Genomic DNA, 23,185 nt, shown 5'->3' with positions numbered 1-23,185 from the left:
GCTCCCGGATACGAGGGCGGCGCTTCGACGTACGTCCTTACGCGGGACCTTCCTTACGCCGGCGCCTTCGCGGCGGCAGCGGTCGCGTCCCCAGGAAAAGCATCTGAGGCGGCAGCCACTGCCTCGCGGTCGGGCGCGAGCGGGTCGGTCACCGTGCCGGTCTCTTCATCGAAAAGCCCCTGCGCCAGCCTGATCACCCCTGCGGGGACCGGCGGCGCCAGGTCGGCCACAGCTCGGAGACCGGACAGGACGTCGTCAGGTCGAACGGCAGGCGTCACGTGCCGAACAACCAGCCGCAGTATCGCACAGGGCTGGTCGGTCGGCCTATCAGGCTGTGGACTGTGCGTCTCAGACTGTGACTTCTGTGCCTCGGGTTGTGCTGTGTGCGCCTCCAGGCTCACGACTGCGCCGCGGGCGTCGAAGGTGCGCATGCCGTTCTTCATCTTGCGCTGGACCTCGACGGTCTCCGCCGACGTGAAGGCGTCGACCGCGCGCTCCGCGTCCTCGGGGGTCACGCCGACGAGGCGCAGCTCCCATACGGACGCGGTGAGCCGGTCGGCCAGACCCGACGTACGGGCCTCCACGGCGTCGATGATGTCGAGCCCGACAGGCATCGACTCGTCGAGGAGCAGGCGCAGCTTCTCGGGGTCGCGCGCGTCGGTGAGCGCGATCTCCAGGTACTCGGCCTCACTGCCCGTGCCGGTGGGTGCGGCATTGGCGTACGACACCTTCGGGTGTGGGGTGAACCCCGCCGAGTACGCCATGGGCACCTCGGCGCGGCGCAGCGCACGCTCGAAGGCACGCTGGAAGTCGCGGTGGCTGGTGAACCGGAGGCGGCCGCGCTTGGTGTAGCGCAGTCGAATGCGCTGCACCGCGGGTGCGGGCGGCGGGCCTTCGGGCTGTCGCTTGCCCAGTGTCGTTCAGTCCTTCGTGAGAGCGGTCGTACTGCTACCTAGAGTACGTGCCTCGGCGCCCACAGGTTCCCCTCGGGAGCGGTCCGGCCCGGACTGCTGCCCGCCGCCGGGCTTGACCAGGCGCACCGGCTCGGGCTCGCTCCGGGGCTTGGACAGGGCGACCGGCTCGGGTTCGCGCGGCGCTCCGAACAGCATGCGCCGGATGTCGGCCCGGGTCTGCCGCGCCGTCTCACGGGCGCTCGCCAGGGCCTGCCGGGTGGTGCGGCCCACACTCCGGGCGGCCTCCGCGGCGGGCCGCCAGACGGCGTCCCGTACGAGGTGTCCGACGGGGGTGAGCACGCTCCTGTACGCCCATCGCACCGGCTCCACGAAGATCCACCGGAAGAGTCGCCCGAGGAAGCGTCCGACGGCCAGGGAGATGTATCCGGCGACGCGCCACGCGTGCCCCAGGGCTTCGCCGATCTCCCGGGCGACGACGGCGATGCCCCGCCCGACGGGTGCGAGCACCCAGCGCCACAGGGCGACGGCGGGCACGACGAAGATCCACCGCAGGAGCGTCCCGACGACCATGGCGATCCAGGTCACCCCCGCCCAGATCCCACGCCCAGTCCACGTCACGGCGGCCCACAGACCCCCGCCGATCCATGTCATGCCCGCCCACAGACCACGGGAGACCCACACGACACCGGACCACACACCACGCGCGACCCATACGACACCGGCCCAGAGGCCCCGGGAAGCCCATGTCACGCCCGCCCACACACTGCGGCCGACCCATGTGATGGCGCCCCACAGCCCCAGCGCGGCCCAGGCGAAACCCCGCCCGGTCGGCGCGAGCAGGGCCCGGTACAGCCAGCCGGCGGGAGCGACGACCGACACCCGCCACAGCCAGGCGCACCCGGCCCCGATCCCCCGCAGCGCCCACACCACTCCGTGTCCGACGGGCGTCAGCACCCGCCCGTACAGCCAGACGGCGGGCACGACGAGCAGCACGTTCCCGAGCCAGGCCAGGGCGCGCCCCAGCGGCACGGCCACGTACCGCCACAGCCCCACCCACGGCCAGACGAACAGCAGCTTGCCCAGCCACGCCAGGGCGTACCCGAAGCCGGTCAGCACCCACGCGACGACGGTCGCGATCCCCTCGATCAGCCACACGAAGGCCCGGCCCACGGGCGCGAACACCCACATGAACGCCCGCCCCAGGGGCCGGAACAGCGTGTCCTTGAGGAAACGCCCACCGACGACAAACGCGTCCCACACCATCCGTACCGGCAGGACCAGCACCAGCACCACGATCCGCACCGGGATGCGGATCGCGACGGCGAGGCAGCCCTCGGGAGCGGCGTCCTGCCGCCGCGCGGGCACACCATGCGCACCGGGCACACCGTGCGCGCCGGATGCCGCGGACGCCACGGGCTGCACGGACGCCGCACGCGGCACAGGCGTCCCACGTGGTACGGACGACTCACGCGGCTCGGGCTGCGGCGACTTCTCCAGGTCCATGTCGACGAGGACGCATCAATGGCCCGTTTGGATCCAGAACCGCAGTTTTCCGCCCCGATCGTCCTCGAACTCTCCACCATTGGCCTCGATCACCTTGCGGGAGCCGATGTTGGTGGTGTCGCAGGTGACGAGGACCCGGTCGAGCCCGAGGTCACGCGCGTGCGGCAGGACGTCCCGGAGCATGGCCGTGGCGTACCCCTTCCTGCGTGCCGTCGGCCGTACGCCGTAGCCGATGTGACCGCCGAAGTCGCGCAGATGCGGGGTGAGCCGGTGCCGTATCTGGATCCGGCCCAGATAGTCGTCCCCGTCCACGTACCAGAACCAACTGCCCGGGACGAAGCCCTCGGGCCGCCGCCCCTCCTCCAGCTCCTCCTCACGGACCGCCGCGACATAGCGCGCGAAGCCGTCCGGCTCCTGCCAGCTGTCGCTGTACACGGCCAGTTCCCGTTTGAGGGTGTCGCCGAAGTACTCCCCTCCGGCGACGTCCTCGCGCACGGCGTCAAGGAAGGAGACACGGAACCGGGGGTCGGGGCTGATGAGCTGCGGCATCGCCTCATTGTGGCCCGCGGCGAGGACGCTAGTCCACGTCGATCCCGTACTCCCGGATGAGTTCCTCCAGACCGCCCCGGTACCCCTTGCCGCCGAGCACGAAGTCCCAGTCGCCGCCGGCCCGGCGGCGGAAGGAGCCCAGGACCAACGCGGTCTCGTCGGCCCGGCCGTCGGACACGTCGAGGCGGCCCAGTTCGGTTCCCGAGGCGTCGGAGAGCCGGATGCCCGCCTCTGTGAAGCCGGAGAGATCCGCTTCGGGATTGACCTCGGGGTCGACCGCGGCGACGAGGACGAGGCGGTCGGCCCGCTCGGGCAACGCGTCGAAGGACACGCGGATCGCGGCCTTGTCGGGGGCGGCGGCGGCGAGCGCACGGACCGTACCGTCCGGTGTCCGGGCATTGTTGAAGAAGACGAAGTGCTCGTCGCTCAGCACGCGGTTGCCGTGGCAGACGAGCGCGCAGACGTCCAGGGCGACCTGGCCGGTCCAGAACATGCCCAGCCTGTTGTATTCGTCCGTCCCGCCCTCGGCGTCCGGCGCACGCCCCTCCGGCGTGCGCTGGGCGGGAATCGGGCTGCCGGAGTTCCCGAGCCGCCCCCGCAGCCCGTGCCGGTGCAGGAGGTCGACGAGTTCGTTGCCGGCGACGAGTTCCAGGGGTTTGCCGTTGGCGAAGGTGTGCGAACCGGGGCCGAAGCCGGAGGTCGTGACGAGTACGCCCTTGTTGGCGCCCGCGTCCTGGACCGTGCCGAACAGGTCGCGGACGGCGGTGGGCGGCACGGTGTTGCGATAGCGCTTCACCTGCACGACGATCTTGCCGCCCCGGATCGGCGTCGGGTCCAGCGCGTCGACGTCCACACCGCCGTCGTTCGACCGCTGGGTCGTCACGGCCTGCATGCCCATGGCCCGGAACAGCTCCGCGACCAGCGACTCGAAGGCGACCGGGTCCATCTCGTACAGATCCGGCTCCTCATCGCCCCCGTGGGTGACGACGCCGTTGCCGACGTCCTCGGGCCGCCGGCCGGGACGTACGACCGCACGCTGGTCGGGCCGTGCCGACAGCTGCCCCCGTAACCCGTCCACCAGGCAGTCGACGGCGCTGACCTGCTCCAGACGGAGCCCCATGAAGACGGAGCGGGACGCCATGACCGTGGCCAGGAAGATCCGCCCCTGTCTGCCCGTCGCCGGGTCGTGGTCGTCGACGAACCCGTTGAGCGCCACGGACTCCAGCGCCCCGAACTCGTCCGCCGCGAAGAGATCGTGCAGGACGAGGAGTACGCACTGCGCGAGCACGTCCCGGTACAGCGCGCGGCGCTGGGAAGCCGGCCGGGGCGCCTCCTTGTCCTGATCGGCGCCGGGCATGTACCGCACCAGCTTCACCTCGGGTACGACGTCGTAGCCGGGCAGCTCCCAGTTGAGCACCAGCTGCCGCGCGGGCGAGTCGTACGCGACCGTCACCTGGCGCGGCAGGTCCTCGGGCCACGCGGAGGAGGCGTAGAGGGCCGCGGAGAAGTACTCCACCACGGCCTCAGGGTCACCGTCGCGGAGCCCGGCGGCCATCTCGGCGACGCCGGCGTTGTGTTGACGGATCTCACTCAACCGGTCGTCGGCCCACTGCTCGTACTGCCGCTGGTAGGCGGCCAGTTGCTGCAGGCGCTGACCCTCCGCGGCCTGTGCGGCCTGCCAGTCGCGCTCGAACCGGGCGCGCGCCTCCGCCTGGGCCTGGGCGCGCCGGCCGGCACCGAGCCCCCAACCGCCCTGCGCCTGATACTGGTTCGGATCAGGCATCGGCCTCGGATACGCCAGCGGCCCGGGCGCGAAGGGCTCCACCCGCTCGGCGCGGGCGAGTTGCGCGGTCCCGAAAGCGGGCGCCCGGCACCCCGCGGCCAGCAACCCCCGCAAGGACTCGACCCTCGCGTCCAACTCCTCGGTACGCCGCCTCGCGTCGGCCTCCCGCTGCTGCCGGTACGCGGCCTGATGCTCACGCCGGCTGCGCGCCAGCTCCCTCTGCCGGGACCGCTGTTGCCTGTCGAACTCCCGCTGCTGCCGCGCCCGTTCCTCCATCTGACGCTGCTGCTGCCGCTGTACCTCGGCCCAGATCCCGACCAACCCATTGGAGCGACGACTCATGCCCTACAGGCCCTCCCCCACAACTCCGAGGCCCTGCCACCGAACCCCGACCCCATAACTGACCGTCACCAGACGACTCTACTCCGCGACCGTCCGTCTCCACCCCCTTCGTGGAGGCGCACGGAGTACGTGCGGGGCGACTCAGCCCGCGATCCGGTTCACCTTCGTCACCTTGCATGTCACTTTCTGCGTGACCTGGTCCTTGCCGCCGGCCGTGGTTGTCACCTTCTGACCGGACGCGACTGTCAGGGACAGGGCCGCGCCCTCGGACAGACGCGTTCCGTTCGGGGCCCTGAACTCGACAGTGACACCGTACGTCGAGGTCTTCGAGCTGTGGTTGTGGATCTCAAGTCCGGCCGAAGGCAGCCGCGTTGTCGCATCGACGGTGCAGGACGTGACCCTCACATCGGCCGACGGCGGATTCTCGGGACTCTCGTCCGAACCTGCCAGCGCGATCACCATCACAACCACGACAACGACGATGACGACCACCGCGGCCAGAGCTCCGACGCAACCCCACAGACATGCACGGCTCCGCCGCGGCTTCCCCGGAGGCCCAGCCGGCGTTGCCCACTGCCCGGCACCGGGAGGAGCAGAGCCGTCACCGGAGCGCCCCCACCGAGGACCGCTCGCCTGCGGTCCGCCCGCAGGCGGCTCACTCGTCGGCATGTCTGCCTCCTCCGTAGCGGATAACGCCACGCTAGGAAGCCAGAGGGCACCGCGCGAACCGAGCGCGGCCACCCAGGCGACGGCAGCCGACTCCACCTCGCCACCGGCCCCGCCCCAGGGCGTCTACAACGCGCCCCAACACCCCACCCGCGTCAGTGAACGTGCCCACTCGTCGCAGGGTCCATCTTGACCGTCAGTGGGAGCAGCTTCTTGCCCGTTGGCGATCTGGATGGAGGTGTCCATCTGCGGGCAGGGCGCTGGAGAAATCCACTGGTGGGGGAGGCTTTGTGGAAGCGCCAGTACCCATCAATCGCCTGAGCAATTGTCAAGACCTGTGGATTGGTGACCGCGTAGCGAGAGACGCCTTGTCGGGGTGTACCGGGCCGGGCGCTCGTCCGACCGGTGGAGCGGTGCCGAGCCGCTGCCGGTTCATCGTGCGGCCGTGGCGGGGCCGGCCGGGGAGGGCCTGTGGGCGGCGGGTGAAATCACGTTCTTGCGAGATCTTCGTGCAGGGGTGAGCGGGGTCCGGAAAGCCTCTCAGCTAGCCCGGCCCAAGGTCACGGTGCGGGATCCGGGTGTGAAGTCGCCGAAGGACTGTTGCCAGGACTCACCGGGCCAGTAGTAAGTCACACGGCCCTCGACGGGCCGGTAGTGGGCTGTGTAGAGCGTTCTCGACCCCTGCTCGTCGACGGATTGGTACAGCGGCGCCTTCAGCATCGCCGCCACGTCCGCACCCGCGGCGCGAATGGCGCGCAGCCGCTCCTGCGTCCGCAAGGCCCGCTCCTGCCCGTCGGTCACCGGCAGGTGCTGGTGATTGGCGGCGCAGGCATCCGGCGCCACCGTCGGTGACATATCCGGCCCCACGAACACTGTCACCGCCTTGGTGGGATCGACAAGGGTGAGGTTCTGTGGGACGGCGACGGGCAGGGACCGCAGCCTGCCGACCGCCTCATCGACGGTGTCGCACGTCTCCAGCAGGTAGCGCACCACGATGAGAATGGCGAAGCCGCGTCCGTAGACGGAACGTCCGCCCCAGGTGAGCGAGACCGCGAGACCGGCGTCGTTCATCCCGTCCTGCAAGCCCCACAGCATGTCCTGCATCCCGATCACGGGGCGCAGGAAGCAGGAGGAGACGATGGTTCCCTCGCACTGATCGGGCCGTAGGTCATAGTTGCGCAGCAGAGTGCCGTTCTGGCCGATCTGGGTGCATGCCTGGGAGAACGGCCGCAGTGCCGCGTGGGTGAGGAAGGCTTCCGCCTCGGGCCGGTCGAGTTGGCCGGCCAGGCGGTCCAGAACCGGGACCAGTTCCGGCATGTGCGTACGGAACAGCGCCCGAACACGGTCCGCGCCCTGCGGAGTCTGGCCTTCCTCGGTCAGCAGGCCCTCCATTTCCTGCCACAGGACCCGGGCGTAGGCGGCCCACCGCCCGTCACCCCCGTCGCCGACTTCGATCGCCTGGAAGGTCTTGTGCTCTGGCCGCACGGCTGCCACTCCCCCTGTGAGAATCGGACGAGGTGGGGGCAACCTAGCCAATTGCGGGGTGAATCACCAGGTGGCCGCCATCGGCGACGGCTGGGCGCTGGATCTGGTTGAAGCCGCTGAACGCGAGCGTGGCCGATTCCAAGCAGGCGATTACGTCCCGCGTTGGAGGAGCCGGAGTCAGGTAGGCGAGCGCGCCGGGAGCAATTGTCAATCGATGGGGTTGGGGTTACGTGTAATCAGGCTGCGACGGCAAGCAACGGCGCGGTCTGGCCACCCGCTACGAGAAGACGGCCACGGTCTACCGCGCCGGCCTGCACGACGAAGACATCTTCCTCTGGTCCGCCCGCTGAACGAACTGCCCGTTCAAGGCCGGAGGCATTCTCCTTGCGGATCGAAGCAGACGAGACCGAGGTCGCGAGCCAGCGACGCGGCGTACTGGGACGCTTCCTCAGCCTTGCCGTAGGACATAAGTAGGTACACGATCGGGCCCGACGCCTCGTCAATGACCGGTGACGACGCCCATACGGCACCGCGGTCAACATCGTCCGGGTACTGCTTTACGAGCGCTTCGACGTAGGCCACGATCCGGGGTGCCGGGGGCATGACCCCGTCCTCCGGCTCCAGATACCGCTCGTACAGCTCGTCGTAGACCGAGCCCGCTTGGTGGTTGTCGAGTGGACGTTTGCCGTCCCACACAGCAAGGTCATAGCTCACAGGCGAATCGTCGCAGGCAGCAGTTCCACCCGTGTGAGCAGGCCTCGGGATCGAGTCAGCCGCCCAGTGATCCGCGGAGAGCTCCGAAGCCCCTCCCAACCGGAAGGGGCTCATGAGTGCACACATACCCACTTGCTGCCTACGCAGCAGGCTCAGACCCATTCCACCTCGGAGTGGACCGTCGAAGGGCCTCCAGGCGGCGGCAGCGGCGTCCTCGGCGCATCCCCCACAGACTCCTGCGGCCTGCCCTCTGCGCCGCCAAGGGCGTTCAGCATGGCAGCTGCCTCATCCTCGCTGGCACCCGCCAGAGCATCGGCGATGCGCCGGAACGCATCGCTCACCTCAGTGCTCGTGACCGCTGGCCGCAGCATCCTTCTTGACCGTCAGCGGCAGCAACTTCTTGCCCGTCGGGCCGATCTGGATGTCGAGGTCGAGCTGCGGGCACACCCCGCAGTCGAAGCAGGGCGTCCACCGGCAGTCCTCGACCTCTGTCTCGTCGAGGGAGTCCTGCCAGTCCTCCCAGAGCCAGTCCTTGTCGAGGCCGGAGTCAAGGTGATCCCAGGGGAGGACCTCTTCGTAGGTGCGCTCGCGCGTGGTGTACCAGTCGACGTCGACGCCGAAGGCGGGGAGCGTCTTCTCGGCGCACTGCATCCAGCGGTCGTACGAGAAGTGCTCGCGCCAGCCGTCGAAGCGGCCGCCGTCCTCGTAGACCGCGCGGATGACGGACCCGATGCGGCGGTCGCCGCGGGAGAGCAGGCCCTCGACGATGCCGGGCTTGCCGTCGTGGTAGCGGAAGCCGATGGAGCGGCCGTACTTCTTGTCCCCGCGGATCTTGTCGCGGAGCTTTCCGAGACGTACGTCCGTCTCCTCCGCCGACAGCTGCGGCGCCCACTGGAAGGGAGTGTGCGGCTTGGGCACGAAGCCGCCGATCGACACCGTGCAGCGAATGTCGTTCTGGCCGGAGACCTTGCGGCCCTCGGCGATCACGTTCATCGCCATGTCCGCGATCTGGAGGACGTCCTCGTCCGTCTCCGTCGGCAGGCCGCACATGAAGTACAGCTTCACCTGGCGCCAGCCGTTGCCGTAGGCGGTGGAGACCGTGCGGATCAGGTCCTCTTCCGAGACCATCTTGTTGATGACCTTGCGCATGCGCTCCGAGCCGCCCTCGGGCGCGAACGTCAGGCCCGAGCGCCGGCCGTTCCTCGTCAGCTCGTTCGCCAGGTCCACGTTGAACGCGTCGACGCGGGTGGACGGGAGCGACAGACCGATCTTGTCCTCCTCGTACCGGTCCGCCAGGCCCTTCGCGATGTCACCGATCTCCGAGTGGTCGGCCGACGACAACGACAGCAGGCCCACCTCCTCGAAGCCCGTCGCCTTCAGGCCCTTCTCCACCATGTCGCCGATGCCCGTGATGGAGCGCTCGCGCACCGGGCGGGTGATCATGCCCGCCTGGCAGAAGCGGCAGCCGCGCGTGCAGCCGCGGAAGATCTCCACCGACATGCGCTCGTGGACCGTCTCGGCCAGCGGGACGAGGGGCTGCTTCGGGTACGGCCACTCGTCCAGGTCCATGACCGTGTGCTTCGACACCCGCCACGGGACGCCCGACTTGTTCGGGACCACGCGGGCGATCCGGCCGTCGGCGAGGTACTCGACGTCGTAGAACGCCGGGATGTAGACGCTGCCCGTCTTCGCGAGGCGGAACAGGACCTCCTCGCGGCCGCCCGGCTGCCCCTCCGCCTTCCAGGCGCGGATGATGTCGGTCATGTCGAGCACGGCCTGCTCGCCGTCACCGATGATCACGGCGTCGACGAAGTCGGCGATCGGCTCGGGGTTGAAGGCCGCGTGGCCGCCGGCCAGCACGATCGGGTCGTCGAGCGTCCGGTCCTTGGACTCCAGCGGGATGCCCGCCAGGTCCAGCGCGGTCAGCATGTTCGTGTAGCCCAGCTCCGTGGAGAAGGACAGGCCGAACACGTCGAAGGCCTTCACCGGGCGGTGGCTGTCCACCGTGAACTGCGGGACCCGGTGCTCGCGCATCAGCTCCTCCAGGTCCGGCCACACGCTGTACGTGCGCTCGGCGAGGACGCCCTCACGCTCGTTCAGGACCTCGTAAAGGATCATGACACCCTGGTTGGGAAGTCCGACCTCGTAGGCGTCCGGGTACATGAGTGCCCAGCGGACGTCAGTGGTCTCCCAGGGCTTGACCGTGGAGTTGAGCTCTCCGCCGACGTACTGGATCGGCTTCTGCACATGCGGGAGCAGAGCTTCGAGCTGCGGGAACACCGATGCAGCGACTTCGGCAGACATCTCGCAAACCTTTGGTGGGGTGAGATCCGACAGGGGTGACCATCCAGCGTAACGTGCGCGGAGCCACCCCTCGTCCGCCGTAACGATCTCGTTCGAGTCCGGGTCGGTCGCCAGGAACGGCCGTCCGGGTCAGCGGAGCACCCCACTCCTGATCGTCTCCCACGCCCCCGGCAGCTCGGTCTCGACGCGCTCCGCCGCCCGCTCCTCACGCCCGTACAGCACCCCGTACGTGAAGGCGTTCTCCCCCGCCGCGTGCGCCTGGGTCGCGACATCGCGCAGTGCCTCACGGGCCATGACGCTGTCCTGGTGCTCGCCGAGCAGGCTCTGCAGGGACTTCATGGCGCTCGACAGGCTCTTCGCGGGTTTGCCGAGGGCGGGGGTGGCCGCCTCCGCCGAGTACCGGGTGCGCTTGGCCTTCTTGCGGGCCTCGTGGATCGCGAGGTCGCGGTCAGGACCTGGCGGCAGCTCGATGGCCTCCGAGACCAGGCCGGACAGCTTGTCGAAGTCCTTGCGTACGGCCTTGGAGATCACCTTCTCCGGGTCGCCCGAGGCGGCCCCCCGCAGCGGCGGGGTGGCGAGGAGTGTGTCGAGGGCGGTGAGCAGGTCCAGGTACCGCCTGCCGTCGAGGACCGCTATCAGCCGGCGCCGGGAGCCGGAGCGGCGGGCGTGCGACCAGGTGCGGATCCGGGTGCGGACGGGCCCGGTGAGCTGGGCGCGCGGGAGTGCGTCGAGGGCCGCGTTCAGCCGGTCGGTCAGGACCTCCTGGTCGCGGTCGACGCCCAGTTCCCCGGCCAGCCACTTCAGCTCGTCGCCGATCGGGTCGGTGACGGCCCGGTCCAGGACCTTCCCGTACGAGCGGAAGGCGCTGCGCATCCGGCGGGTGGCGACGCGCATGCTGTGCACGGAGTCGTACAGGTCACGTCGGACGGCGGGGTCGAGCTCGATGATCGCGTCGCGCTGGACCCGGACGTACGCGAGGACGTGGTCGCCGGAGGTGACCGGAGCCGCCTCCACGACGGCCTGCTTACGGGGTGCCTGGCCCGTCTCCCCGAGGGCCCTGGCCAGCTTGGACGCCGACTTGGAGCGGGAGACGCCGGCCTTGCGGAGTTTCTTCTCGACCTTGTCGAGGAAGGCGGGGTCGCCGTCGTCGGCCAGCTCGACCTCGATCTCGGTCCATTCGGCGGTGCCGTCGCCGCCGCTGAGCCGCTCGGCGTGCACGCGGTCGACGCTGACCTCGGCGAGCAGGCCCCCCGAGGCATCGACGAGATGGCGGATGTCACGGGCCGACTGCAGCCGTACGACGGGGACCAGTTCGGCGTCGCGCACCCGGGAGCGGACGAGTCCGCTGAGCGTCCGGGGCACGGTGTCGGAGAGCGGGGCGTGGATCTCGTCCCGTACGCCCTCGGAGACCGGCAGTTTCAGGTGCCAGCCCGCGTCGTCGCCTCCGGTGCGGCGGCGCAGGGTGAGCGACGCGGCGGCGAGCCGTTGATCGGGCGTGTCGTAGTAGGTCGCGTCGAGTTCGGCGACGCCCTTGTCGATGACGGCCGAGACGCCGGAGACCCTTGTCAGGTCCGGCAGATCCGACAGTCCGGCGCTCTCATCGGCTTCGTATTTACGCTCGATCTCCCGCTTTGTCTCCGCCATCGGACCTTCTTTCGAGTGAACCGTCGGCTTCGGTCGCAGCGACAACGCTGGGACGTTCTACGTCGAGCACCTGCCTTCGAGCAGCGGTCAGGGCTTGACCGTCACGAGGCTCAGCCGAGCCGAGTGAGAAGCCGCCCCGCTCGCGGGGAGGCGGAGTCACGAACCGAATCTAGTCGCGATTCCGCTCTCTGGGCAGCCCCCGACCGGAGCCAGGCCCTTGTCCGGCTTCGGTCGGGGGCTGCCACATCTTCGGTTGCTCTACGCCGACATCGGGCGCTGCACCCGGATGGACTGCAACAGCCCCACGGCCACCCAGACGGCGAACATCGACGAGCCTCCGTACGACACGAAAGGCAGTGGTAGACCGGCCACCGGCATGATGCCGAGGGTCATGCCGACGTTCTCGAAGGACTGGAAGGCGAACCAGGCGATGATCCCGGCGGCGACGATCGTGCCGTACAGCTCGGTCGTCTCGCGGGCGATGCGGCAGGCCCGCCACAGCACGATGCCCAGCAGGACCAGGATCAGTCCGGCGCCGACGAAGCCGAGTTCCTCGCCCGCGACCGTGAAGACGAAGTCCGTCTGCTGCTCGGGCACGAACTGGCCGGTGGTCTGCGAACCCTTGCCGAGGCCGGTGCCGAAGAGACCGCCGGAGCCGATCGCGATACGCGCCTGGTTGGTGTTGTAGCCGACGCCCGCCGGGTCGAGCTCGGGGTTGGCGAAGGCCGCGAAGCGGTTGATCTGGTACTCGTCGAGGATCTTGAGCTGCCAGACCGCGATCGCGCCGAGGGCACCGGCGCCGAGCAGCCCGAAGACCCAGCGGTTGGAGGCGCCGGAGGCGAGCAGCACGCCGAGCACCACGATCACCATGACCATGACCGAGCCGAGGTCGGGCATGAGCAGGACGATCAGTATCGGTACGGCGGCCAGGCCGAGCGCCTGAAGGACCGTGCGGTGGTCGGGGTAGGGCTTGTCGCCGGCGTCGACCCGGGCCGCGAGCAGCATCGCCATGCCCAGGATGATCGTGATCTTCACGAACTCGGAGGGCTGGAGCGAGAAGCCGCCGCCGATGACGATCCACGCGTGCGCGCCGTTGATGGTCGCGCCGAGCGGGGTCAGCACAAGGAGGATCAGGAAGACGGAGATCCCGTACAGGATCGGTACGGCCGTGCGCAGGGTGCGGTGGCCGAGCCAGACCGTGCCGATCATCAGGGCGAAGCCGATGCCCGTGTTGAGCAGATGCCGGAACAGGAAGTAGTACGGGTCGCCCTGGTTGAGCTCGGTGCGGTTGCGGGTCGCCGAGTAGACGAGGGCCGCGCCGATCAGGGAGAGCGCGATGGCCGAGAACAGTATCGGCCAGTCGAGCCTGCGGGCCAGCGAGTCGCGGGCGAACAGCCGCGACAGGCTGGAGCGTTCGGGCCCGTATCCGGAGACGGAGAACCCGTTCGAGCCGGTCATGTGAGGGTCCTCCGCCTCTTCTTCGGGCGGGCCGAGCGCCTTCGGGTGTCGCGGTTGTTGCCGGTGTTGGGGTCGGGCACGGTGGCGGCCGGGTCGTCACCGTTCACCGGCTGCTGCTGCCCCTCCTCGGAGGCCTGCTCCTTCTTGGCCGGGTACTTCTCGACCTTCGGGGAGTCGATCGAACCGTCGGCCTCGATCTTCGGAAGGCTCTTCTGCGGGTCGTAGAGCAGGGCCTTCTTCTTGTCGATCGCGCCGTCCTCGGAGACGCCGTACAGCGCGTTGTAGATGTTGCGCACGGCGGGACCCGAGGCGCCGGAACCCGTACCACCCTGGGAGATGGTCATGACGACCGAGTAGTCCTTGGTGTACGTCGTGAACCACGAGGTCGTCTGCTTGCCGTAGACCTCGGCCGTACCCGTCTTGGCGTGCATCGGGATCTTGTCCTGCGGCCAGCCGCCGAACCGCCAGGCGGCCGTACCGCGGGTCGCGACTCCCGCGAGGGCACCGTCTATCTCGTCGCGCGTCTTCCGCGTCATCGGCAGCTTGCCGTGCGACTTGGGCTCGATCTCCTGGACGGTCTTGCCGTCGGGGCTGATGATCGCCTTGCCGACGGTCGGGTCGTAGAGGGTGCCGCCGTTGGAGATCGCCGAGTAGATCGTCGCCATCTGGATCGGGGTGACGAGCGTGTCGCCCTGGCCGATCGAGTAGTTGACGGAGTCACCGGCACGCATCCGGTTGCCTTCGAGGCAGTTCTCGTACGCGATCTGCTGGGCGTACGAGCCGCCCTTCTTGCCGTACTTGCACCAGGCGTCCTTGTTGGCCTTCCAGTAGTCCTGCTTCCACTGGCGGTCGGGGACGCGGCCGGCGACCTCGTTCGGCAGGTCGATGCCGGTCTCCTTGCCGAGGCCGAACTGGTGGGCCGTCTTGTAGAACCAGTCCTTGGCGTTCTTCTTCGGCTTGGTGCCGCCGTCCCGCTTCCACTCCTCGTGGGAGAGCCGGTAGAAGACGGTGTCGCAGGAGACCTCCAGGGCGCGGCCGAGGCTGATCGGGCCGTACCCCTTGGACTCGAAGTTGTTGAAGACCTGGCCGCCGATGGAGTACGAGCTGGAGCACTCGTAGGGGCCGTTGAAGGAGTAGCCCGCGTTGACCGCGGCGGCCGTCGGGATGACCTTGAAGACGGAGCCGGGGGCCGACTGGCCCTGGATCGCCCGGTTCAGGAGCGGGTAGTTGGAGCCCTTGCCGGTGAGCTTGGTGTAGTCCTTGCCGGAGATTCCGCCGACCCAGGCGTTCGGGTCGTACGACGGGTTGGACGCCATCGCGACGACGCGGCCGGTCTTGGCCTCCATGACGACGACCGCGCCGGAGTCGGCCTTGTAGTTCTCGCCGGTGTTGTCGTCGTACACGTCACGGGCGGCCTTCATCGCCTGGTTCAGCTCGTACTCGGCGACGCGCTGGACGCGGGAGTCGATGCTGGTGACGACGTTGGCGCCGGGCTCGGCCTCGTCGCTCTTGGCCTGGCCGATGACACGGCCAAGGTTGTCGACCTCGTAGCGGGTGACGCCGGCCTTGCCGCGCAGCTCCTTGTCGTACTCGCGCTCTAGGCCGGAGCGGCCGACCTGGTCGGAGCGCAGATATGGCGATGCGGTGTCCTTGGCCTTGGTGATCTCCTCGTCCGTGACGGGCGAGAGATAGCCGAGGACCTGCGCGGTGTTGGCCTCGCCGGGGGCGGCGTAGCGGCGGACGGCCATCGGTTCGGCGGTGATGCCGGGGAAGTCCTCGGCACGCTCGCGGATCTGCAGGGCCTGCTTGGCCGTGGCCTCGTCGGTGATGGGGATCGGCTGGTAGGGCGAGCCGTTCCAGCACGGCTGCGGCGTCTTCGAGTCGCACAGCCGGACCTTGTCCATGACGTCCTTGGCCTTCATGCCGAGGACGCGCGCGAGCTTGGTGAGGACGGCGTCGCCGTCGTCCTTCATCTTCAGCAGGTCGGTGCGGGACGCGGAGACCACGAGTCGGGTCTCGTTGTCGGCGATCGGCACCCCGCGGGCGTCCAGGATCGAGCCGCGCACGGCGGGGCTGACGACCTGCTGGACGTGGTTGCCGGAGGCTTCCTTGGCGTACTCGTCGCCGTTGCGGATCTGGAGGTACCACAGGCGCCCGCCGAGGGTGCCCAGGAGCGAGAGCACGAGGATCTGGATGACGACGAGCCGGATCTGGACCCGTGGGGTCCGGCCGGTCTCCGGGATGTTGGTCACTGCTCCCCCTCCCTCAGCTCATACGGTGTGCTGTCGTCGTGAGAGCCCATCCGATGTGCAGTTGTTGTCGTGAGCGCCGCTCTCACAGCCGCTTGACCCCCTTGATGCGTCCCGCACGCGCGACGCGCGCCCTGGCCGCCTTGGCTCTCAGGCCGCCGCGCTGGCTGCCGATGCTCAGGCCCGTCCCGGACGACAGCCAGCCCGCGGTGACGTCGGGTTTCTTGGCGGAACCACCACCACCGCCGCCCGCCTCCGCGAGCGGGTCGTTCTCGGCGCGCCGGGCCAGGGCCATGATCCCCGGCACGACGAACGGGGCGAGCAGCAGGTCGTACAGGGCGGCCGTGAACAGCAGGCTGCTCAGGCCCACATGGCGGGCCGCGGTGTCGCCGACGAGGGCGCCCACTCCCGCGTACAGGAGGGTGGATCCGACCGCGGCGGCGACGACCACGGCCATCGGGCCGGTCGCGGACTTGAGCTGGCCGTGATCGGGCTTGGCGAGTCCGGCGAGGTAGCCGATGACGCACAGCACGAGGGCGTAGCGCCCGGCGGCGTGGTCGGCGGGCGGGGCCAGGTCGGCGAGCAGGCCCGCGCCGAAGCCGACGAGGGCGCCGCCGACGTGGCCGTAGACCAGGGCGAGGCCGAGGACGGTGAGCAGCAGCAGGTCGGGCACGGCGCCCGGCAGGTGGAGCCGGGCGAGAACGCTCACCTGGATGACCAGGGCGAGGACCACGAGAGTGGTGGAGAGCAGCATTCGGTTGAAGCGCATGGGATTCAGCTCCTACTTCCTACTGCTCTTGCTGCAGACCGTCGGCGGGCGCGTTGGCCGAGGGCGTGACCGTCACGGTCACGGTCGGCGTGGGCGTTGGCTCCGGTTTGGGCGGCAGCACGTCGTCACGCGGGTCCTTGCGCGGGGCCTGGACGACGACGCCGACGATGTCGAGCTTGGTGAAGGACACGTACGGCGTCACGTAGAGCGTGCGGGTCAGGTCACCGCCGGAGGGGTCGACGCGGGACACGATGCCCACGGGCACTCCGGGCACGAACGGCCGGTCGGCCTGGGATCCGAAGGTGACCAGCCGGTCGCCCTTCTTGATCTTGGCCTTGCCGTTGAGCAGCTCCACGCGCAGCGGGCGGTCGCCCTGGCCGGAGGCGAAGCCCAGCTCGTCGGTGGACTCCATACGCGTGCCGACCGTGAAGTCGGGGTCGTTGGCGAGCAGCACGGTGGCGGTGTTGGGCCCCACGGTGGTGACGCGGCCGACCAGCCCGTCCCCGTTCAGGACGGTCATGTCGCGCTTGATGCCGTCGTTCGCGCCGACGTCGATGGTCACGGTCCAGGAGAAGCCCTGGGCCGCTCCTATGGCGATGACCTCGGCGCCCTTGATCCCGTACTGCCCGGCGCCGGCCGTCTTGAGGACCTTGTCGAGCTGTTTGAGGCGACTGCGGTTACGGTCGTCGCTGCCCAGCTTCGCCTTCAACGCGGCGTTGTCACGCTCCAGTTGGGCGATACGGTCGTGGCGGCCACCGGAGCCCTTCACGGCCTCTATCGCGTTGCCGACGGGGTCGACCGCGGACGACACCCCGTCCTCGATCGGGCCGAAGACCGTGGCGGCGGCCTGCCGGGCACCGTCGACCGGCGAGTCCTTGCCACCGCGGATGTCCACCGTGATCAAAGCGAACGCGATGGCGATCAGCAGCACCAGGAGCAGCCGGCTCTCTCGTGTGTCCCTCACGTGCGGCGGCCGTGCCTTCCTCGTCGAATACGTGTGTCGAATACGTGTATGACTCACCCGGAAAATCCCCGGAGTGCGGACCCAGGAGTGTGGACCTGCGGGCGGCGTTATGGGGGAGCTTATGCCTGAATATCAACGATCCGCCGTACGAGAAGGGATCATCCCGTACGGCGGAATCGAAGCGTTACGTCATCTGCGCGGCTGGGCGTCCAGAACCTGCTGGAGCGCCTCGAACTCCTCGACGCACTTGCCGGAGCCGAGCGCCACGCTGTCGAGCGGATCCTCCGCGATATGGATCGGCATGCCGGTCTCGCGACGCAGCCGCTCGTCGAGACCGCGCAGCAGGGCTCCGCCGCCGGTCAGAACGATTCCGCGGTCCATGATGTCGCCGGAGAGTTCCGGCGGGCACTTGTCGAGGGTCGTCTTCACGGCGTCGATGATCGCGTTGACCGGTTCTTCAATGGCCTTGCGTACTTCGGCCGCGGAGATGACGACGGTCTTGGGCAGCCCGGACACCAGGTCCCGGCCGCGGATTTCGGTGTGTTCGTCATTCTCGAGGTCGTACGCCGAACCGATCGTGATCTTGATCTGTTCGGCACTCCGCTCACCGAGAAGGAGCGAGTACTCCTTCTTGATGTGCTGGATGATCGCGTTGTCCAGCTCGTCGCCCGCGACGCGGATGGACTGGGCGGTGACGATGCCGCCGAGCGAGATGACCGCGACCTCCGTGGTGCCGCCGCCGATGTCCACCACCATGTTGCCCGTGGCCTCGTGGACCGGCAGGCCGGAGCCGATGGCCGCGGCCATGGGCTCCTCGATGATGTGCACCTGGCGCGCCCCGGCCTGGGACGACGCCTCGATGACGGCACGGCGCTCGACGCCCGTGATGCCGGACGGCACACAGACGACGACACGGGGGCGGGCGAGATAGCGCCGCTTGTGGATCTTCAGAATGAAGTAGCGGAGCATGCGCTCGGTGATCTCGAAGTCGGCGATGACACCGTCCCTCAGCGGACGCACGGCAACGATGTTGCCCGGCGTCCGCCCGATCATCTTCTTCGCTTCCGCGCCGACCGCGAGGATGCCACCGGTGTTGGTGTTGATCGCGACGACGGACGGCTCGTTGAGTACGATCCCGCGACCCCTGACGTACACCAGCGTGTTGGCGGTCCCGAGGTCGACAGCCATGTCACGGCCGATGAACGACATTGAGTTCCCCATCAGGATTCGTCTGGCCTTCCCAAGTGGCGCTTTTGATGGCTTTTTAGGTCGGCGAGGGTGAGCACTGTGACGTGAAGGCTTCCATCGTAGTCTCGCCTGCACGAACACCGCGCGAGGGTCTTCGCCATTGTGACCAGATGACGTGCCGCCCCGCTTCTGGAGACGGTCCATCGGGGGAACGCGTTCCCTCGATCGCCACGCATATGCCAACCGACAGCAGCCATTGTGCGCCGCTCCCAGGTCAGAAGCCCAGGTGCCTGACATGACATCAGAAGATTCTTGGCGGGGCGGGTTCTCGGTGGGGCAAATGGGTGGGTGGGCGATGAATAGGGGGTGACTGGGCGGAGTGGGGCGGGGTGAGGTGGCGGGGCCTGGAGGCTGGGCGCGGGCTCGCGGGCACGGGCTCACTGCTCGCGGGCTCGCTGTGCCTGCCGGGCCTACCGGGCCTACCGGGCCTACCGGGCCTACCGGGCGCAGAATCGGTTCCCCAGGCCCCTGCCCGTCCGCCTGGGCGGAGGAGCGGGCTCGGGGCTGCCAGGGGTAGGCCACGCACGGGACCTGACTCCCAGGGGCCGCAGGGCCCTGAGGCGTGGTCCTGGTGCCTGGTGCCTGGTGCCTGGTGCCTGGTGCCTGGTGCCTGGGAGAGTCTCCCGGCCCCAGGCCGCCGTGTCGCCGTGTCCGGGCGCCCGCGTTCTGCGACCGGGCACCGTGCAGCGCACCCGGTACGCCACCCGTCGGCCCGCGAGTGACGCGGGCCTCGGGGTCCGGCGGTCCGGCGGTCGGTCCAGCAGTCCGGCGATCCGTCCGGGAGCCGTCAGGCGATGCCCGGGAAGAAGATCTTCAGCTCGCGCTCGGCGGACTCCTCGGAGTCGGAGGCGTGGATCAGGTTCTCCCGGACGATCACACCGAAGTCACCACGGATGGAGCCGGGGGCGGCGGCGATCGGGTCGGTCGGACCCGCGAGTGCCCGTACGCCCTCGATGACGCGCTCGCCCTCGACGACCAGCGCCACGACCGGGCCGGAGGCCATGAAGGCGACCAGGGGCTCGTAGAAGGGCTTGCCCTTGTGCTCGCCGTAGTGCTGCTCCAGCGTGTCCTGGTCCAGCGTGCGCAGCTCCAGCGCGGTGATCTCCCAGCCGGCCTTGCGCTCGATGCGGCTGATGATCTCGCCGGTCAGGCCGCGACGGACCGCGTCGGGCTTGAGAAGGACGAGGGTGCGCTGGCTCACGGTGGTGGCTCCTTCGGGTTTTCAGTCAGGCAGTCACAGTCAGGTCACAGATGTGCGGTTGACTTCGCCCCCCTCGTAAACGAGGGGGATTCCTACGGCTCGCGCCGTTGGCGTTTCTGCTTCGTCGCCGACCGCCCGCTCGGAATTCTCCGTTGAGGTCTTACACCGGCTCCACAGACAGACACCGCCAGCCCGGCGGCCAGAAGATTCTTCGCCGCATTCACGTCTCGGTCATGGGTCGCTCCGCAGGCGCACGTCCAGGTGCGGACGTTGAGTGGCATCTTGTCAGCCAAGGTGCCACAGGTGGAGCACAGCTTGGACGAGGGGAAGAAGCGGTCCACCGCGATCACTTCCCGCCCGTACCAAGCAGCCTTGTACTCCAGAAGGCCCCGAAACTCCGACCATGCGGCATCCGAGATGGCGCGGGCCGGACGCCGGTTCTTGACCATGCTGCGCACGGTCAGGTCCTCGATCACGAGCGTTTGGTTGTCGCGCACGAGTCGAGTGGTGAGTTGTTGGAGATGGTCCCGCCTGCGGTCGGTGATCCGGGCGTGGATCTTCGCGACTCGCTGCCGGGCTTTGCGACGGTTCGCGCCGTCGCCCTTGGCCTTGCGGGACAGTTCCCGCTGAGCCTTCGCCAGACACGTACGGTCCCGGCGCTCGTGCCTCGGGTTGGCGATCTTCTCGCCGGTCGAGAGGGTCAGCAGGTGGTCGAGGCCGACATCGATACCAACCGCCGTGTCCGTGGCAGGGAGCGGCTTGATGCTGGTGTCCACGCACAGCATGGAGACGAACCAGCGTCCGGCGCTGTCCCGGCTCACGGTCACCGTGGTCGGCATTGCCCCCTCGGGGAGAGGGCGCGACCAGACGATGCTCAACGGGTCGGCCATCTTCGCCAGGTGCAGGTGGCCGTCACGGAACCGGAACGCGGAAGATGTGTACTCCGCGCTGGCGCGGGACTTCCGCTTGGACTTGAAACGCGGGTACTTGGCCCGCTTGGCGAAGAAGTTCGCGAACGCTCCTTGCAAGTGACGGAGCGCCTGTTGGAGCGGAACCGACGACACCTCAGACAGGTAGGCCAGTTCCTCGGTCTTCTTCCACGCCGTCAGTATGGCCGAGGTCTGGTTGTAGTTGACCCGTTCCTGTCGCGCCCACGCCTCGGTACGGGCCGCAAGCGCCATGTTGTAGACCTTCCGCACACACCCGAACGTGCGCGACAGCTCGGCTGCCTGCGTATCAGTCGGATAGAAGCGGAACTTGAATGCCCGCTTCACGTGAGTGTCCACAGCTCACAAACTATCACAGCAACTTGTGAGACCGCCCTCTTGTCAGCCCAGTCCCGGACCCAGCCCGTCCGGCGTTTGAGGACGAAGGCCGTTCATGCCGAAGCGGGGTCTGGTCCGGGGGCGGCAGCCGCCAGGGATGATGGAGTGCCCCTGGTCAATCGAAGCCGAGAGCTTGGGGGGAGGTCAGGGGCGGCAGGGCGAAGGAAACCCACTCCCTACACCGCGTTACCTCACGCCCCGGCCTGCGCAGCAAACCGCGCCTTCGCCTCCTCCACCTTCCGCCCGTAATGGACCGAAGCCCACCACAGAGCGGCGAAAACGGCCCCGAGGAAGAACATGGTCGGCACGACGAACCCACTCGCGATCAGCAAAACCTGCAGCGCCCAGCCCAGCTGAACACCCCCCGGCCGCGTGATCATCCCGCAGAGCAGCAGACAGAACACCATCGCGACCCCGCTCACCGTCCAGACCGTGGTCATGGACAGATCGGGATCCTTCATCGCGACGAGCCCCGCGAAACCGATGACGAAGAACTCACCGATCAGCGTCGAAGCACAGAGCGTACGCACGGATCAGCCCCTCCCCAGCAGCAACCGGGCCTCGCCCACCGTGATGACGGAACCGGTCACCAGCACACCGGCCCCCGCGTACTCCGCCTCCTCCTCGGCCAGCGTGATCGCGGCCTCCAGGGCGTCGTCCAGCCGGGACTCGACCTGCACCCGGTCGTCCCCGAACACCTCGACGGCGATCGCGGCGAGCGAGTCCACGTCCATGGCCCGCTGGCTGGAGTTCTGCGTGACGACGACCTCGGTGAAGAGCGGCTCGAAGGCCTCCAGCAGCCCCCGTACGTTCTTGTCCCCGCTCGACCCCACGACACCGATCAGCCGGCTGAAGTCGAAGACCTCACGGACACCCTCGGCGGTCGCCCGGGCCCCCGCCGGATTGTGCGCGGCGTCCAGCACGACCGTCGGCGACCGCCGCACGATCTCCAGCCGCCCGGGCGAGGAGACCGCCGCGAAGGCCTTGCGGACCGTGTCGATGTCGAGCGGCTCGGGCCGCTGGGACCCGACCCCGAAGAACGCCTCCACCGCGGCGAGCGCCACCGCCGCGTTGTGCGCCTGGTACGCCCCGTGCAGCGGGATGTACACCTCGTCGTACTCCCCACCCAGCCCCCGGAGAGTCAGCAGCTGCCCGCCGACGGCGACCTGGCGGCTCACGACGCCGAACTCGAGCCCCTCGCGGGCGACTGTGGCATCGACCTCGACGGCCTTCTTGAGCATCACCTGGGCGGCGTCGACGGGCTGCTGGGCCAGGATCACCGTCGCGTCCTGCTTGACGATCCCGGCCTTCTCCTTGGCGATCTCCCCGGGGGTGGTTCCGAGCCGGTCGGTGTGGTCCAGATCGATGGGGGTCACGACGGCGACATCCCCGTCGATCACGTTCGTGGCGTCCCAGCTGCCTCCCATCCCCACCTCCACGACGGCCACGTCGACGGGCGCGTCCGCGAAGGCCGCGTACGCCATGCCCGTGAGGACCTCGAAGAAGGAGAGGCGGTACTCCTGCTGGGAGTCGACCATCTCGACGTACGGCTGGATGTCCCGGTACGTCTCCACGAACCGCTCGGCGGGGATCGCGGCGCCGTCCAGGCTGATGCGCTCGGTGATCGACTGGACGTGCGGCGAGGTGTACCGCCCGGTGCGCAGGTCGAAGGCGCCGAGGAGGGCCTCGATCATGCGGGCGGTCGACGTCTTGCCGTTCGTCCCCGTGATGTGGATGGAGGGGTACGCGCGCTGCGGCTCCCCCAGCACGTCCATGAGCGCGGCGATACGGCTCACGGACGGTTCCAGCTTGGTCTCGCCCCAGCGTGTGGCGAGCTCGGCCTCGACCTCACGGAGCGCCTTGTCGGTCTCCTGGTCGGACGGGCGCGTGGGAATGTCGGACTCCGGCGGCCCGCCCTGCGTGCGCAGGGTACGGCTGCCGGCCTCGATCACGGCGAGATCGGGATCGCGCCCGGTCTCCGCCTCGACAATCTCGTCGAACGGGTCGACCGGATCTGACTCACTGCTGTCGTGCGGGAGCTCACTCACACCCCCAGTCTACGGAGCC

The 23,185-nt window shown here is 68.9% G+C and carries 18 protein-coding genes; all 18 read right to left on the bottom strand.

The genetic code is table 11. The features are described 5' to 3' along the window. Positions 1 to 53: 53 nt before the first annotated feature. The gene (locus QF035_RS34310) at positions 54 to 872 is read right to left on the bottom strand and encodes a TIGR03936 family radical SAM-associated protein (RefSeq protein ID WP_307524452.1); all 819 of its coding nucleotides are present in this window, start codon (positions 870 to 872) and stop codon (positions 54 to 56) included. Positions 873 to 920: 48 nt separating this feature from the next. Further along, on the bottom strand, positions 921 to 2,417 hold the full coding sequence (locus QF035_RS34305; protein ID WP_307524451.1) for a hypothetical protein: 1,497 nt from the start codon (positions 2,415 to 2,417) through the stop codon (positions 921 to 923). 15 nt (positions 2,418 to 2,432) lie between these two features. Then, positions 2,433 to 2,966: a GNAT family N-acetyltransferase gene (locus QF035_RS34300; RefSeq protein ID WP_307524450.1), complete on the bottom strand. Its 534-nt coding sequence runs from the start codon at positions 2,964 to 2,966 to the stop codon at positions 2,433 to 2,435. Positions 2,967 to 2,994: 28 nt separating this feature from the next. Continuing rightward, positions 2,995 to 5,091, bottom strand: a complete 2,097-nt coding sequence (locus QF035_RS34295) for a restriction endonuclease (RefSeq protein ID WP_307524448.1) — start codon at positions 5,089 to 5,091, stop codon at positions 2,995 to 2,997. Between the two features lie 141 nt (positions 5,092 to 5,232). Next, entirely contained in the window at positions 5,233 to 5,562 is a 330-nt protein-coding gene (locus QF035_RS34290; protein WP_307524446.1) for a hypothetical protein, read from the bottom strand. A 735-nt stretch (positions 5,563 to 6,297) separates the two neighbouring features. Further along, entirely contained in the window at positions 6,298 to 7,242 is a 945-nt protein-coding gene (locus QF035_RS34285; protein WP_307524444.1) for a C45 family peptidase, read from the bottom strand. Positions 7,243 to 7,605: 363 nt separating this feature from the next. Further along, the gene (locus QF035_RS34280; protein ID WP_307524443.1) at positions 7,606 to 7,956 is read right to left on the bottom strand and encodes a hypothetical protein; all 351 of its coding nucleotides are present in this window, start codon (positions 7,954 to 7,956) and stop codon (positions 7,606 to 7,608) included. 342 nt (positions 7,957 to 8,298) lie between these two features. Next, positions 8,299 to 10,260, bottom strand: a complete 1,962-nt coding sequence (locus QF035_RS34275) for a TIGR03960 family B12-binding radical SAM protein (protein WP_307524441.1) — start codon at positions 10,258 to 10,260, stop codon at positions 8,299 to 8,301. Between the two features lie 129 nt (positions 10,261 to 10,389). Next, complete coding sequence (locus QF035_RS34270) at positions 10,390 to 11,904, bottom strand: CYTH and CHAD domain-containing protein (RefSeq protein ID WP_307524439.1); 1,515 nt, start codon at positions 11,902 to 11,904, stop codon at positions 10,390 to 10,392. A 258-nt stretch (positions 11,905 to 12,162) separates the two neighbouring features. Next, positions 12,163 to 13,362: a rod shape-determining protein RodA gene (rodA, locus tag QF035_RS34265; RefSeq protein WP_189837860.1), complete on the bottom strand. Its 1,200-nt coding sequence runs from the start codon at positions 13,360 to 13,362 to the stop codon at positions 12,163 to 12,165. Then, positions 13,359 to 15,614, bottom strand: coding sequence for a penicillin-binding protein 2 (gene mrdA, locus QF035_RS34260; RefSeq protein ID WP_307524436.1), 2,256 nt, complete (start codon positions 15,612 to 15,614; stop codon positions 13,359 to 13,361). Before mrdA ends, rodA begins: the two co-directional genes overlap by 4 nt. A gap of 82 nt (positions 15,615 to 15,696) precedes the next feature. Further along, complete coding sequence (gene mreD, locus QF035_RS34255) at positions 15,697 to 16,380, bottom strand: rod shape-determining protein MreD (protein ID WP_307524434.1); 684 nt, start codon at positions 16,378 to 16,380, stop codon at positions 15,697 to 15,699. Between the two features lie 19 nt (positions 16,381 to 16,399). Next, a complete protein-coding gene (gene mreC, locus QF035_RS34250; RefSeq protein WP_307524432.1) occupies positions 16,400 to 17,344 on the bottom strand; it encodes a rod shape-determining protein MreC in 945 nt (314 codons plus the stop codon). A 189-nt stretch (positions 17,345 to 17,533) separates the two neighbouring features. Then, positions 17,534 to 18,553: a rod shape-determining protein gene (locus QF035_RS34245; RefSeq protein WP_307524430.1), complete on the bottom strand. Its 1,020-nt coding sequence runs from the start codon at positions 18,551 to 18,553 to the stop codon at positions 17,534 to 17,536. An 826-nt stretch (positions 18,554 to 19,379) separates the two neighbouring features. Further along, on the bottom strand, positions 19,380 to 19,793 hold the full coding sequence (gene ndk, locus QF035_RS34240) for a nucleoside-diphosphate kinase (RefSeq protein ID WP_269650464.1): 414 nt from the start codon (positions 19,791 to 19,793) through the stop codon (positions 19,380 to 19,382). A gap of 92 nt (positions 19,794 to 19,885) precedes the next feature. Further along, positions 19,886 to 21,067, bottom strand: a complete 1,182-nt coding sequence (locus tag QF035_RS34235; protein WP_307524427.1) for an RNA-guided endonuclease InsQ/TnpB family protein — start codon at positions 21,065 to 21,067, stop codon at positions 19,886 to 19,888. Positions 21,068 to 21,309: 242 nt separating this feature from the next. After that, complete coding sequence (locus QF035_RS34230; RefSeq protein ID WP_307524425.1) at positions 21,310 to 21,648, bottom strand: DUF4233 domain-containing protein; 339 nt, start codon at positions 21,646 to 21,648, stop codon at positions 21,310 to 21,312. Between the two features lie 3 nt (positions 21,649 to 21,651). Further along, the gene (gene folC, locus QF035_RS34225; RefSeq protein ID WP_307524423.1) at positions 21,652 to 23,166 is read right to left on the bottom strand and encodes a bifunctional tetrahydrofolate synthase/dihydrofolate synthase; all 1,515 of its coding nucleotides are present in this window, start codon (positions 23,164 to 23,166) and stop codon (positions 21,652 to 21,654) included. Positions 23,167 to 23,185: the final 19 nt, after the last annotated feature.

Source organism: Streptomyces umbrinus (assembly GCF_030817415.1).
Classification (GTDB): Bacteria; Actinomycetota; Actinomycetes; order Streptomycetales; family Streptomycetaceae; genus Streptomyces; species Streptomyces umbrinus_A.
Note: the sequence above shows the minus strand (reverse complement) of the source record. Positions and strands in the feature narration are given on the sequence as shown.